The sequence below is a fragment of the Proteiniphilum sp. UBA5463 genome, assembly GCF_002427225.1.
GTDB classification, from domain to species: Bacteria; Bacteroidota; Bacteroidia; order Bacteroidales; family Dysgonomonadaceae; genus Proteiniphilum; species Proteiniphilum propionicum.
The window spans coordinates 79,236-94,224 of record NZ_DIQL01000005.1 but is presented as its reverse complement, the minus strand read 5'-3'; the positions used below and the strand labels follow the sequence as shown (position 1 = coordinate 94,224).

Annotated in this window: 9 protein-coding genes; all 9 read right to left on the bottom strand. The window is 41.8% G+C overall.

Annotated features, from left to right (window positions below; all coding sequences use genetic code 11):
* Positions 1 to 24 precede the first annotated feature (24 nt).
* The 9 genes from B3B27_RS01550 to pdhA all read right to left on the bottom strand — a co-directional run bounded on the left by B3B27_RS01550 (position 25) and on the right by pdhA (position 14,744).
* Positions 25 to 3,249: a SusC/RagA family TonB-linked outer membrane protein gene (locus B3B27_RS01550; RefSeq protein ID WP_286846719.1), complete on the bottom strand. Its 3,225-nt coding sequence runs from the start codon at positions 3,247 to 3,249 to the stop codon at positions 25 to 27.
* A gap of 213 nt (positions 3,250 to 3,462) precedes the next feature.
* Positions 3,463 to 4,329: an ROK family protein gene (locus B3B27_RS01545; RefSeq protein WP_286846717.1), complete on the bottom strand. Its 867-nt coding sequence runs from the start codon at positions 4,327 to 4,329 to the stop codon at positions 3,463 to 3,465.
* A gap of 491 nt (positions 4,330 to 4,820) precedes the next feature.
* Positions 4,821 to 5,996 (bottom strand): TolC family protein, encoded by a 1,176-nt coding sequence (locus tag B3B27_RS01540; protein ID WP_238841654.1) that lies wholly within the window; start codon positions 5,994 to 5,996, stop codon positions 4,821 to 4,823.
* 8 nt (positions 5,997 to 6,004) lie between these two features.
* Positions 6,005 to 9,157 carry an efflux RND transporter permease subunit gene (locus B3B27_RS01535; protein WP_286832620.1) on the bottom strand — a complete coding sequence of 1,051 codons (3,153 nt, stop codon included), beginning with the start codon at positions 9,155 to 9,157 and terminating at the stop codon, positions 6,005 to 6,007.
* Positions 9,158 to 9,176: 19 nt separating this feature from the next.
* Positions 9,177 to 10,361, bottom strand: a complete 1,185-nt coding sequence (locus tag B3B27_RS01530; protein WP_238841652.1) for an efflux RND transporter periplasmic adaptor subunit — start codon at positions 10,359 to 10,361, stop codon at positions 9,177 to 9,179.
* A gap of 250 nt (positions 10,362 to 10,611) precedes the next feature.
* Positions 10,612 to 11,046 (bottom strand): DUF6769 family protein, encoded by a 435-nt coding sequence (locus tag B3B27_RS01525; RefSeq protein WP_238841651.1) that lies wholly within the window; start codon positions 11,044 to 11,046, stop codon positions 10,612 to 10,614.
* Positions 11,047 to 11,365: 319 nt separating this feature from the next.
* The gene (locus tag B3B27_RS01520; protein ID WP_286845834.1) at positions 11,366 to 12,649 is read right to left on the bottom strand and encodes a dihydrolipoamide acetyltransferase family protein; all 1,284 of its coding nucleotides are present in this window, start codon (positions 12,647 to 12,649) and stop codon (positions 11,366 to 11,368) included.
* Between the two features lie 11 nt (positions 12,650 to 12,660).
* Positions 12,661 to 13,638, bottom strand: a complete 978-nt coding sequence (locus B3B27_RS01515) for an alpha-ketoacid dehydrogenase subunit beta (RefSeq protein WP_238841649.1) — start codon at positions 13,636 to 13,638, stop codon at positions 12,661 to 12,663.
* Positions 13,635 to 14,744 (bottom strand): pyruvate dehydrogenase (acetyl-transferring) E1 component subunit alpha, encoded by a 1,110-nt coding sequence (gene pdhA, locus B3B27_RS01510; RefSeq protein ID WP_286832626.1) that lies wholly within the window; start codon positions 14,742 to 14,744, stop codon positions 13,635 to 13,637. Before pdhA ends, B3B27_RS01515 begins: the two co-directional genes overlap by 4 nt.
* Positions 14,745 to 14,989: the final 245 nt, after the last annotated feature.

Genomic DNA, 14,989 nt, shown 5'->3' with positions numbered 1-14,989 from the left:
AAATCATTAATCTATCACTATCCATTAGAAAGTAAGGTTAACACCAAACATAACGGTTCTAGGTAAAGGATATAAACCAAGATCAATGCCCGATGCCCATGAATCCGGGGCATATCCTATCTCCGAATCCATCCCGTCATACTTTGTTATAGTGTATAAATTATTAAACGAGACATAGATAGCAGCAGATTGCATCCACTCAATTGTTCTGAGCAGATTGTCGAACCTGTAACCGAAAGTAAGGTTAGATATTCTTAGAAAATCGGCATCATGGAGGTATATATCAGAAACATAACTATTGTTTGCATTGGTTACTGCACTCAGTCTGGGGAGTTTATTAGATGTTCCTTCCCCATGCCAACGATTCATTGCAGATGAAGGATAATTCTCCATTGGAAGTCCGGCAAAATCTCTATAGGATTGCATCACCTGCATACCAAATTTACCAACCAAAGTAGAGTTCATATAAAAACCTTTGTACTCAGCATTCAACTGTAAACCTAATTCAAAATCAGGATGCGGACTTCCCAGCATCACCTTGTCTTCATCATCAATTACGCCATCTCCATTCTGATCAATGAACCTCACATCTCCCGGTCTTCTTGGCGTATTTTCCTCAGAACCAATTAAAATAGGTGATCCTTTAGAAGTAACATATGCATCAACCTCTTTCTGATTCTGAAATACTCCATCAGTTTTATATCCATAGAAATATCCAATCGGTTGACCCACTGATACTCGTGACACATAAGATGTGTTTTGGGCGATTACATTCACCGATCCTGTAATAATACCTTCAGCATTATCAAGTCGGGTTACCTTGTTCTGGTTATGAGAACCACTTACAGTAATATCATAAGTAAAATCTCTGACTTTGTCATTCCATGAAATCATCAATTCATATCCTTTGTTTTCCACATCCCCACCATTGATATAGGGCGCACTGGCACCACTTGTTCCTAATACTGGAGCTACCACCAACCAATCTTTGGTAGTTTTCTTATACCAGTCGAAACTCACCCCCAAACGGGAATTTAACAAACGAGTATCTATTCCTAAGTTTAACTGTTCAGAAGTCTCCCATTTAACATCTGAATTAGGAATATTCGCAGGAATTGCGGTACTTGATGAGACGAGTTTATCAGGTCCAAAATAATATCCCTTAGAGAGGTATTCAATATTTGACAGATAGATAAAGTTGGGTATTGATTGATTACCGTTCTGTCCCCAGCTGGCACGCAATTTACCGAAAGTCAACCAATCGATGTTAGCCATAAAATCCTCATCGGAAAAATTCCATCCTGCCGAAACAGAAGGAAAATATCCCCAACGGTTGTTCTTAGCAAAGTTGGAAGAGCCATCGGCACGTAATGTTACATCAATCATATATTTTTCAAGATAATTATAGGAAACGCGTGCCATATAAGACATTAATCCTCCTCCCTGCGCTGCCCTGTCACGACCGGAAGCCCAAATATCACCTACACTCTCAACAACCTGCACATTATCCAGATAGGCATGATCAGGTAAACCGAAACCGGTTTTAGCTTTGAAAGCACTGAGTTCTGAATCAAGCACATTTTTCAGCATTTCACTCCCAACCAAAAAATTAAAACTATGAGCTTCCTTTCTCCAATCATAGGTCAATGTATTTGTCCATGTATAGTCCACACCCTGCCACTTGCTTTGGGTAACACCATCACTGGTCCTTTTGCTTGAATCTGCAAGCCCGTATACAGGACTGTAATTTCTGCTATGTCCGAACCATGAATTAATTCCAAAAGAGGAACGGTATCTCAAATTTTTAATCGGCTCAAGCACTGCATATACATTGCCGATGATAGAATTGCTTTTACCCCAGTTAAAATTATGTCTGTAATACATTAGTGCTACCGGATTATGCAGATTTCTGTGAACACCCTCTAGAGTTGGTGCATATCCATTTGTTGTAGGCAAAAGCTCATGTTTATCGTAATATAGCGGTAACAGCGGATTTGCTACTATTGCCGAGTGCAAATCGTTCCAGTAAATATCACCGGTGGCAACTGATCGGTTACGACTATTGGTATAGGTAAAATTCTCACCTATTGTAAGGATATTATGACTTTTGTTTTTTAAAAGTATCATTTCAGTATTCATACGTGCAGTAAGCCGCCTATATCCAGCATCAGTTACATCCCCTCCGATAATACCTTTCTGATCAAGATACGATACTCCTATTGCATAGGTGACATCTTCTTTTCCTCCACCAATATTCAATGAGTGGCTTTTTACGGGGGCATTCGACATACTCATCTCTTCTACCCAGTCAGTACCTGTCCATCCCGATTCCAATTTATCCCATACATATTTCCCGTATTCTGTTCCTATAGAACCCGGAAAATTGTTATTAAGATAACTATTACCGTTTATCACCATATTTTGCCAATTGTAAGGTGTTGCACCATCATTTAACCGGGCTTCATCAAAAAGATACATATATTCTTGAGCATTCAAAACTGATGGTTTTTTGTAAATGTTTTGAAATCCAAAATATCCATCGTAGGTAATCATTGGCTTTGCTCTTGAGACTCCTTTCTTTGTAGTAACCAGGATAACACCGTTTGCGGCACGTGAACCATAAATAGCAGCCGATGCCGCATCTTTCAGTACATCTATGGTTTCAATATCCGATGCATTCAAGTGATCTATGTTTGAAACTGCCACCCCATCAACAATATATAATGGAGATGAGGTTCCAATTGTCCCCATACCACGAATGGTAACTTTCGTTCCTGCCCCCGGTGCTCCGTGATTTCTTACAATCTGCACTCCGGGCGCAATCCCCTGCAGGGCTTCCATAGCTGTGGTAGTTCTTAGCTCCGCAACCCGTTCACCTGAAACATTCACATTTGCTCCGGTAACCAAAGCTTTTCGCTGCACACCATATCCAATTACAACCAATTCATCTAAATCAGTTAGAATTTCACTCATTACCACATTCAATTCACCTCTCTCACCCACTTCTATTTCCTGAGTCTCCATTCCGATAAATGAAAATACAAGAACAGATCGTTCATTCGATACAACAATTGAATAGTGACCATTCACATCAGTAATTATACCGTTTCCTGTTCCTTTTTCCAAAATAGCAAGGCCCGGGATTGGCTCATTATCAGCATCTGTAACAATGCCACTGACCCTTTGCTGTGCATAAGTTGTCAGACCAAGCAAAAAGCAAAGAATCAACACCAGATTTTTACGTTTCATAGGTATTTTTGTTATTAAATGTATAAATAAAAAAATGTTTTTACGCAGTTTTATAATATTCTAAAATTTCTGTTCAGTTTCCATATAGTCAAATCAAATATTTCAAAAGAACACGCTGTATACTACAATAATATAATAGTTGCTGAATTTATATAGCAATGGACTATAATCACTTATTAGGATTTTTGTTTGTAAATGGCTTCCACATGCATTTCACTTTTTTAAATTAAGATTATCTGAATTATTTTCAATACATAAGGCGCCTGCACCAAGAATCCCGATATTACTTAAATCCGAGTTCATAATTTTAATTTTTTCAACGGATTTTGGATAGGGAAAATCATTCAAATTTTCGAACATTGACTTTTTAAACAGGTTGTAAGACTTAGATATTGAGCCTCCAAAAATGATAGCCTCCGGATCAAGGATTAGTATTATTATTTTCACCAAAATTGCAATATGTTTTCCATATTCATTGAATAAATCGATTGCTTTTTTGTTTCCATTTTTAGCAGACAAAGCAATCTCATACGCAGTTTGTGAGGCTTCGCGTGTAAAAAAACGACTACCGCAATAATCTTCAAGAATTGAATCCAGATAAGGAATTTCTCCGAATTCTCCTGAACCACAGTTGGAATCTGACAAAAGATGGTGATTTTGTATAATACCACCTCCTACACCTGTTCCTAAAGTAATCCCAACAAAGTTTTTGAATTTATTCCCTTTACCAAATATTTTCTCTCCATATGCAAAACAGTTGGCATCATTATCAACATATACAGGTACTTTAAATTCCTCTTCCAACAGCGATTTCAAATGAATTTCTTCCCAGCCTTTTATATTCTGGGCGTTGTAAACAATTCCTCTCTTTTTATCCACAACACTCGGAACACCTATACCTATTGTATTTGTATCAGCTGCCTTCAACTGACGGATGGCTTTTTTCAATACATTTATTGTTTTAACTCCTCCCTCCTCTGCATGTGTATCAATTGTAAACTGTTCAACAATTCTGTTACCAACAATTCTTCCACCTTTTATAGTAGTACCACCGATATCAATCCCTAAAATACTTTCCATTTATTATCTGTTTTTCATTTCTTATATCTTATGTTGACATTTTTTGCCGATTAAATTATCATTAGCTTTAGAAAAGATTTTCAATATAATGCAACATGTTGCATTCTCACTACATTTTCATTTATATTATCAACAGTTGAGAAATATTTAAATCACAAAGTTGAAAATTGAAGTCGTCTCACAATTTAACTTATCATATATTTTAACTATTTATTGGATGCATTGCCCATTATACCGATTGCGTTCCGTTAATTAGTTATTGATTATGCAAACATAATATAAGTTTTCGATAATTACAACTTTTATGCAATAATGTTTTCTTTATACTATTTTATTGCAATTTATTGCATTTTATTGCATAGCATTTTATTAAAAAGCAAAACTTATTGTCTAAAAAAACGGATAAATGATGTAATCCGTTTTTTTATGCACCACGAGAAATTAGCTAATCCCTGTGTACATGGAAGCCATATGTTATTTTTAACAATCGGTCACAACTCTGCAGCCGAAAGTTCCGCAAGCGCTTTCTGATAATCACGTTCCGCTTCCAATGCCAAATCTACCGTTTCGTAATACAACCCCATCTCAGCAATGTAATCCAGCAGGGATATCTCACCGGCATCAAGGGCTTTTTTCAGCAACCCGAAACTGTTTGCCGTTTTTAGCGACCTGCGATATTCCCCTGCAGTTATTTTCAGTCCTTCGGTACGGTTATACAAAATCTTTAGCCGGTCATAAAGTTGCTTTCTACTGTCAGCCTCCCGCAATTCGGCAGCAGATAGTGATACTTTAGCCTGTTTCACCCGGTTTTTATTCTCCCACAAAGGGATGGAAACGCCCAAAGTAATTCCCTGAAATCGTTCTCCTGCAACCTTCTCGCTCATGTATCCTGCCGAAAAGGAAGGCAGTCCCATTGCTTTGCTTAGCAACACCTGTTGTTTTCCTGCTTCAACTTCCTGTCCGGCAAACGCCAAAATGGGATTCCTAATGGCAGCGTGGGAAAACCAGCTTTCGAAGTCTACCGGAAGCATAATATCATCATAAATATCTACGTCCAGTGATATCTCTATACCTCCGTTCAGCCTTTTCAGTTGTTCAAGCAGTGTATTACGTTCTACATTGATACGTGACACCTCTCCCTGTGCTAACGAAAGATTAAGCAGCGTTTTATTGTACTCCAGACGACTTGCATCACCTGAATCCATGCGCGACCTATACCCTCCTGCAATTATTCCGGCGTGCTTCAGACGCACCTCTAACTCTTTCATAAGAGCATTGTAATAGATCAGATCAATACAGTACTGCTTTGCCTCAAGCAGAATATTCATCCGGCCAGTCAAATATTGCCATTCCACCAGCCTGTTTTGACTCTCTGAGGCCCTATTTTTCATTCCTGTTATTGTGGGAATATCAAAATTCTGGATCAGACTGATATCGGTCCTGTTTCCAATATCCGTGGGATCACCCCACAGATAATTGTACACCGCCTCAGGGTTGCTGAGAAATATTCCTGTCTTGTTCTTCAGCTTTTCGGCATCGGCGGTTTCACGAAGTGCCTTCAGGGTTGTGTTGTTCTTCTCGATTGCCTTAAGCACAGCAGCAATATTATCTTGCGCGGAAAGTGTAAAGCCCATCGCAAACAGCAATAAAATTATGAATGTTCTCATTTTCATTGTTATTTATTCATATGTTTATTTTTAATCATGCCTGATTCATCTGTAATTTCTTCATCTCTTATAACCTCTCTAACTATTATTCTGTTTGTTAAAAGATATATAATCGGAATAATAAATCCATTAAGTAAAGTAGATGTAAGCAGTCCGCCAAGAATAACTTTAGCCATAGGACTCTGAATTTCGTTACCTGGCAGATCGCCGCCCAGAGCCAGAGGAATAAGTGCCAAACCAGTTGTAAGAGCCGTCATCAGAATCGGGTTCAATCGGTCAAGCGAACCGTGAATTACACATTCTCGGGCAGAGAAGCCTTCGTTTTGCAAGTCGTTATACCTGGAAATAAGCAACATTCCGTTTCGTGTAGCAATTCCGAACAGTGATATAAAACCGATAATTGAAGGTATACTGATAACACCATCTGATAAGAATATGATAAAAATACCACCAATGAGAGCCAACGGCAGATTCAGCATAATTACGGCCGACTGTGCAACACTCCGGAACTGGTTAAACAACAACAGAAAAATAACAATAATCGAAAATATGGAGGTAACAAGGAGTGTGCGCGATGCAGCCTGTTCACTCTCAAACTGTCCTCCGTATTCGATATGATATCCTTCGGGCAGAGAGATCCCGGCATTAATCCTGTCCTGAATATCGTTCACAACGCCTCGCAGGTCGTTACCGGCCACATTGGCTGAAACCACTATTTTACGTGATACGTTTTCCCGGTTGATCGTATTGGGACCCATGGATGAGGCGATGTTGGCAATATTACCTAACGTTGTTTTTTGTCCACCGGCATCTACAATCATATTTCTGATATTTTCAGCGGTTGCGCGACTTTCTTCGTTAACCTTCAACGTAAGATCGAAAGACCTGTCCCCCTCATATACCTGAGAAACAACCTCTCCGCCCAACATCACATCAACTATCTCGGCAAACTGAGGCAGTGTTATATTGTATTTGGCAAGCATTTCGCGCTTCGGCGTTATTTTCAGTTGTGGCCGTTCAATCTGCTGCTCCACGTTGAGATCGGCAACACCCTCCACATTTTCAATTAAACCTTTTATCCGGTTAGCTAAAGTAAACATTTTATTCAGATCGCTCCCGAAAATTTTGATGGCGATATTTGCCCGGGTACCGGAAAGCATGGCATCTATCCGGTGCGAGATAGGTTGCCCTATTTCAATATTAACTCCCGGCAGAATTTTAAGTTTTCCACGTATATCCTTCAACACTTCCTCTTTCGACCTTTTTTTCAGAATAAAGGGAGCTTCAATCTCTGAGACATTTACACCTAATGCGTGTTCATCAAGCTCTGCACGTCCCGTTTTTCTTCCCACCGTCTCTACCTCCGGTATAGAAAGAAGTATGTTTTCAGCAATGCGCCCCATCCTGTCAGACTCATCAAGCGATATTCCCGGAAGTGTGCTGATATTGATCGTAAAAGAGCCCTCATTAAAAGACGGAAGAAAACTTCTTCCAAGAGTAAAGAAGACAATAACAGCTACAACAAATAGCGCACCTGTTCCTGCTAAAACCCACTTTTGATGATAGAGTGTCCAGTCCAGGGCTTTCTTATATGCACCCTTCAGTTTTCGAGCTACAAGGGGATCGCTTTCAGGTTTGCCATCTTTCTTATCCTTACCCAGCAGATAACTGCACAATACAGGAGTCAGTGTAAGCGCCACAACTGTAGAAGCAACCAGGGCAAAGATAAATGATATACCGAGAGGAGCCAGCATACGCCCTTCCATTCCTGAAAGGAAGAACAACGGAACAAAACTTGCAATAATGATAAATGTTGAATTCATGATAGGCAGACGCACCTCCTTGGAAGCTTCGAAGATAACCGTCAATTTTTTTTTCTGCTCTTCTATAGGTTTCTCTCTGTTTTGGCGTAATCGTTTGAACACATTCTCCACATCCACAATTGCATCGTCCACAAGCGAACCTATAGCTATAGCCATACCTCCCAGGCTCATTGTATTTATTGTCAGTCCCATCATTTTAAGCGCGAGAACCGAGGTCAACAATGAAATCGGGATAGTAACCAGCGAAATCAGGGTTGTCCTGGCATTCATCAGGAATATAAAGAGCACGAAAACAACAAATATTCCTCCCTCTAAAAGTGCCTTTTGAACGTTATTTATGGAATTTTCGATGAAACGGGACTGACGGAAAATATCAGTCGAGAGTTTCACATCCGCCGGGAGTGTCTCCTGAAGCTCTGCCAGCGACCGGTCCAGCTGATCGGTCAGCTTCAGCGTGCTTGTAGCCGGTTGCTTGGTCACAGTAATCAGCACCGCCGGTTTTCCCCGTTCCGATGCAACACCAAGCTTTGGAGTTTTGTTGCCGATTGTTACCTCAGCCACGTTCTCAAGATATACAGGAACATCGTTCACACTCTTCACAACAGTCTTACCAAGTACCAACGGATCATTTGAAGAGAGTATGCCACGGATAATATATTCGTTTCCATACTCATAAAGGACCCCTCCCGAAGCATTACGGTTCATTTGTCTCACCACGCTCATTATCTCGTTAAGGCCAACACCATAATGTTTCATCTTCCCGGGATTGAGCAGTATCTGGTATTCCCTGATTTCACCACCTATCACTGTTACCTGAGCCACACCACCAGTAGAAAGCAGACGAGGACGAACAGTCCAGTCAGCTATCGTACGCAGCTCCTGCATCGATGTGCTGTCTGCCGTGAGCCCAATAATCATCACTTCACCCAGGATAGACGATTGAGGCCCTAATGTAGGATTACCCACGTTGGAAGGCAGAGACTCACCTACCAGAGCAAGTTTTTCCGATACAATCTGTCGGGCACGGTAGATATCCGTTCCCCAATCAAACTCTACCCACACTATGGAGAATCCGGTGGTGGAAGAGGAGCGGACACGGCGCACACCGGTGGCTCCATTCACGGCTGTCTCAACGGGAAAAGTGACCAGCCTCTCCACCTCTTCGGGAGCCATTCCTTTAGCTTCTGTCATCACTACAACCGTAGGTGCATTCAGGTCGGGAAACACATCCACCTCCATATTGGCAGCAATGTATGTTCCCGCAATAATTAACAATACAGATGCCACCAACACAACCATACGGTTGTTCAGCGAAAATTTTATGATCTTGTTTAACATTCTGTTTCGCCTTTCAAAGTTAATGAGTATGCCCTTCGGGTAAGACAGATGATGTTGCAGCCAGCTTTACCTGATAAACACCTCTTATTACAACCCGGTCCCCCGGCCTTAGTCCTGAGAGTACCCTGATCCTGTCACCATTACTCTGTCCAAGCTTCACCTCCTGCTTCTTGTAGCCCTCTTCATCCAGCTGCAGATAAACAAAATAAAGTCCCTGTTCCTCGGTTAAAGCTGAAACCGGGACGGAAATCACATTTTCCATCTTACCTGATAGCAGATATACTGTCACATAAGAACCGGAGATTATGTCTCCGATATTATCGAATTCGAAGTTGACGGGAATGCAGGACGACTCTTCAATGGATCCTTTTCCAAACGACAATAGCCGCCCGTTCAGTTCCGAAAGTTTATAGACCCTATTGTCATACGATGTCTGAAAATTGGCGCTCTCAATGTTGCCGAGGCTTTTAAAATGATTTTCCGGGACCTCTGCACGCAGTTGCAGCCGACGGTTCTGTGAAACGGTTGCAATTGTCTGCCCTACCGAAACATATTCTCCCTGTCTGACCATCAGGTTTTTGATATATCCGCCAATGGGCGATGTAACCTTCACACCACCAGGTGTGGCATGGGCAGCCAGAGCCTCAAAGCTGTTTTTTGCCATTTCGTATTCCAGACGCCTCTGTTCATACTCCCTGGTTGAAATAACTTGCTCTTTCACCAGCTCCCCGGCACGTCGGTACTCTTTTTCTGCTGTCTCAAACTCTACCCGGGTTTTTATGACAGGGTCACCATCCTGAATGTTTTTCGATGAGATGACTACTATGGCCTCACCAGCCCTCACGGCCACACCATCAGTGAATGTGGCTCCCGCAAACGATACTGTTCCGCTGGAAGTGGCAGCAATAATAGCCTCATCTCCCAAAGCCGGCATGATATGGCCGCTCGTCCTGATAACATCGGTAAAAGTGGCCGGCACAATAGTTTCCAGCTGCAGTCCGGCCGCTTCAGCCTGTTGAGTGGTAAAAGTGATCTCATCAATATGATCATGATCTTCTTCATCATCGTGACAATGTGAATCCACGTTTTTTATCTGTTTGTGTGCCTCATCTGTTGAAGAGTATTTATTGTTTTTCTCCGGGCTGCAGCCGGCAACAGAGAGCACGGAAATAATGAATAAATGTAGTACTATAATAGATTTCATCTGTTTTTAAAAGAATAGCCTCTACAAAAGGCTGTAATTATTTAACTGACTAAAAAATCTGAATGTAAAAAAAAGGATCAACACGGTAAGTCGCAGAGTACATAAAATAATATACTTGAATAATGAGGATATCTCATGTCCCGGTCAGAACAGGCTTACAATAAGAGGTAAATAAACGGGGCATCTCATTGAATCATGAAAATTCAAAGGGCAGGAAGTTATCTCTTACATCAATGTACTTACAGGTCGATCAGTATAGAAAGGGAGGGGCACGTAGGCCATGGATTTGTGTATTTCCAGGAGATATGTAAAACGCTGTATATTCCCAGTAACCGGTTTTGTTTAACGTGTTTTCGCCGGGAACTGCAACATAGTCCGCCACAAGAAAAAAGAGGGGGAACAGGTGTATATGATTCAGATTATCGCAACCACCACAGATAGATACCTTGTATTTAATCTTATTCTCGGAACCGGGGACAAAGTAGTCGGCATCAGCAACACATGATTGTCCGTTTTTTCCGCTGCCGGCAGCATGTCTGTGTATATCGCCAGGTATGTTGTCCGTTTCGCAACATTCCATCATCACACAGGGTAAGCCGTCGTGATGGTGATGTGGTATAATCCCAGACATCAGCAGCAATAATGCAGCCAATAGAATGAATGATATGGAAAACCTCTTTTTCAATGAATGCGATTTGTAGCAAAATTAAATTTTTATTTTCAGTTTCTCAAGTAAAAACCGCATAAATGCATTGATTAGTTCATAAAGAAAACAAAACATGCTTCTCTTTTCTCGTCATGGCTATTTGGAAATACTCCACCAAGTGATCGCCTAAACTCCTAATGATCAATGCGAGACGTTCATAGACCAGATAAGTCGCAATTTGCTGATAACTTACAAATGCCGGTAAAGATTATTTTCAATTATTTTGATATGATGATTTTTCATTGATAAGAGAAAGAATCTGCTTTAAATATATTTGGCAAACAGCTCCTTCCATTATCTACAGATCCAGCAATAATGAAACCGGTTCGGAGAGAAACTCCATCACCTTACGGATAAACCGGGCAGTCTCTCCACCATCCACTATGCGATGGTCTACCGTGAGCGAAAGAGGCATAATATTTCCGATAACTATTTCATTATTCTTTACAATGGGTGTTTTTAGAATACGCCCTATCCCAAGTATGCCTGCCTGTGGATAATTAAGCACCGGTGTGGCGAAGATACCGCCGATGGAACCAAAGCTGGTTATTGAAAAAGAACCCCCTTTCAAATCATCCAGCGTCAGTTTTCTTGACCTCGCCTTTGTGGCCAGCTCACCGGTGCGCATCGCTATTTGAAAGATTGAAAGCTTATCTGCGTCACGAATCACAGGAACGACCAATCCATCCGGTGCATCTACAGCGATAGCAATATTATATCTATTGCTGATAATCATCCGGTTGTTTTCAAAATCAATCTGCGAATTGAGCTGCGAATGTTGCTTTAATGCCAGGGCTACCGCTTTAACGATAAAAGGAAGATAAGTAAGCTTGACTCCTTTATCGGCAAGCTTGTGCATGAGCTTATCTTTCAGCTGTATCAATCCTGATATTTCCACCTCTTCGAATATTGACATATGAGCTGCGTTCTGTTTAGATTTCAGCATGTTCCTGGCAATAGTTTTTCTTATTTGTGTCAGCGGCTGGTAGGTCACATCATCGGGAATACCATTGAGCTGTTCTTTTCTATCGGCTTTCTGCTCCCTACTTTCTTTAAAGCTCACAATATCCTTATCCATTACCCTTCCTAAAGGGCCGCTTCCTTTTATATTGCTGATATCAATATTCATCTTCTTCGCCATGGCACGTGTTGCAGGTGTTGCAAGTACTTTTCGCGATCCGCTTTTGTGGTTCACTATTTCAAGAGATCCTTCATCGCTTGGCGCCTGAATGATATTCTTATCGGCCAGTTCCATGGTGCCGACAACTGCAGCTACATCTTCTTGTTCGGTGATTGTCTGATAAGGCTGTTCTACTTTTACAGAGCCTTGCTCGTTTTCAACCCCTTCCAGTTCAATATCCACAAGGGGTGATCCAACAGGTATCACATCACCTGCAGCTCCATAGCAAGCTGTAATAATTCCGCTTTTCGGAGAAGGGATATCCGCCACCACCTTGTCGGTCTCCATCTGAACAACCAGATCACCCACCTTCACTCTATCCCCTTCTTTTACATACCACTCCAGGATAGTTCCCTCCTCAAGCCCTTCACCCAGATCGGGAAAGTTAAATACATACTTCATGCTGCGAAAAGTTAAAAATGGATACTCTTTTCGATCTCATAGTAAATACGGTCTGGCGAAATAACATAGTATCTTTCGCCCTGTGCCAGGGGAACAACAGTATCGAACCCCATCACCCTCACCGGCGGCGCTTCCAGATAAAGAAAAGCCTCCTCATTGGCAACAGCGATTAACTCCGATCCGACGCTGAACGATTCGTGTGCTTCGGCGACGATAACCATCCGGCCTGTTTTTCTTATTGATCTACCTACAGTCTCCCTGTCGATAGGGTAAACAGAGCGCAGATCAATCAGTTCTACAGATATGCCTGCCTCCTCAGCCATTGCAACTGCCTTCCGGCACTCACGAATCATGGCACCGAAAGCCACGAGAGTTATATCTGTCCCTTCTTGAACCACCTTCGCCTTTCCCAGGGGAAGGGTAAACTTTTCATCTGAAACTTCCTGCCTTATAGCACGATAGATCCGTTTCGGCTCCATAAAGATGACAGGGTCATTGCTTTCGATGGCAGAAATCAGCATGCCTTTTGCATCGTACGGAGTAGAAGGTATCACCACCTTCAGTCCCGGTATATGAGCAAAGAGTGCCTCCGGGCTATCGGAATGATGTTCGAGCGCATTTATACCTCCTCCGTAAGGGAAACGAATAACTACAGGCACATTGAATTTTCCCCGTGAACGGTTCTGCAAACGCGAGACATTTGAGATAATCTGGTTGAAGGCCGGAAAGGTGAACCCCTCAAATTGTAATTCCACAACAGGCCTGAGTCCCGAAACGGCCATCCCCAAGGCAGTTCCTGCAATTCCGGACTCAGCCAGCGGAGAATCGAATACACGCTCAACACCATATTTTCTCTGCAGTCCCTCCGTCACGCGAAAAACACCTCCCCCAAACCCCACATCTTCTCCATAAACAACAATACTCCCATCTTCACTCAATTTAATATCCAGTGCATTGTTGATAGCCTGCACCATTGTCATTATACTCATTTTCTCTTCTCCTTCCAGCTTAAGAATTGTTCATACTTCTGCTTTTGTCTCTTTAACTCGTCCGGTATATCAGTGTACATGTATTGAAACAGATCGCCCAGCGGGTATGATTTATTGTTTTCCGCCTCAATAAACTCCTTGTCGATCTGTAGCTTGTATTCTTCCTTTAGCCTCTCTTCGTCTATATTCCATATACCCTGGTTTTCCATATATCGCTTCAATCGGATCAGCGGATCTGCCAGCCTCCATCTCTTTTCCTCCACCTTCTCCCTGTACTTTGTGGGATCGTCAGAAGTGGTATGAGCCCCAAGTCGATATGTAAAAGCCTCTATTAGCAGGGCTCCCCTGCCAGAGCGTGCATACTCTAATGCCGTTTTATAGGCAAGGTACATGGCAAAAAAGTCGTTTCCGTCCACCTTGATGCCCGGGATACCGAACGCGACCGACTTAACAGCCAGGTTGATTGAATTGGTCTGGGAACTTACGGGAACAGAGATGGCATACTGATTATTCTGAATGGTAAATACGACCGGCACCTTCCATACACCTGCAAAGTTCAGTGCCTCACTGAAATCTCCTTCCGAAGTGCCTCCATCGCCGATAAAAGTAAAGACCACCTCATCTCTTTTCCGGTATTTAACGGAATACCCAATGCCGGTAGCATGATGAAGCTGGGTGCCTATTGAGATGGCAATAGGCAAAACATGCTTAGCATTCTTGAAACTTCCGCCATGCTCATTACCACTATAAAAGAGGAATATCTCTTTCATTGTTACCCCTTTCGCCAACAGGGTACCCATTTCACGAAAAGCTGGTACCAACCAGTCTTCATCACGGATATTCATTCCGGCTGCAATATGGATAGCCTCCTGTCCAAGGTTAGGCGTATAAGTGTACATTCTCCCCTGACGTTGGAATGAGATAGCCATCTCATCGGCTATCCGTTCATACAGCATCTGTTTATAGGCATCTGTAATAGTTCTATCATCCAATACTGGCATCAGATCTTTACTGACAATATTACCATCATTATCAATAATACGCAGCATCTTATCTTCTAATGGGTCAAAATCACGAAAAATCGAAGGTAAATCGTTTTGGGCCATCTATCTGTTTATTTAGAACGAATTTAAATAGTAATTAGCTGTGTATATAACATTCCGATAAATAAATAGTTTGATGATGTTTGATGCAAACCTGGAACAAATTGTTGCATAGATTGACAAACAATATCTTACATCCCTATTTTTTAGCTACGGTTGCATCTTTTTCCGTTTTATGCAGTATATCCGGATAGCTTTATTGCAAAACATCAACTATTTCTCTTACTAGATACGGGAAATCGGCAGGC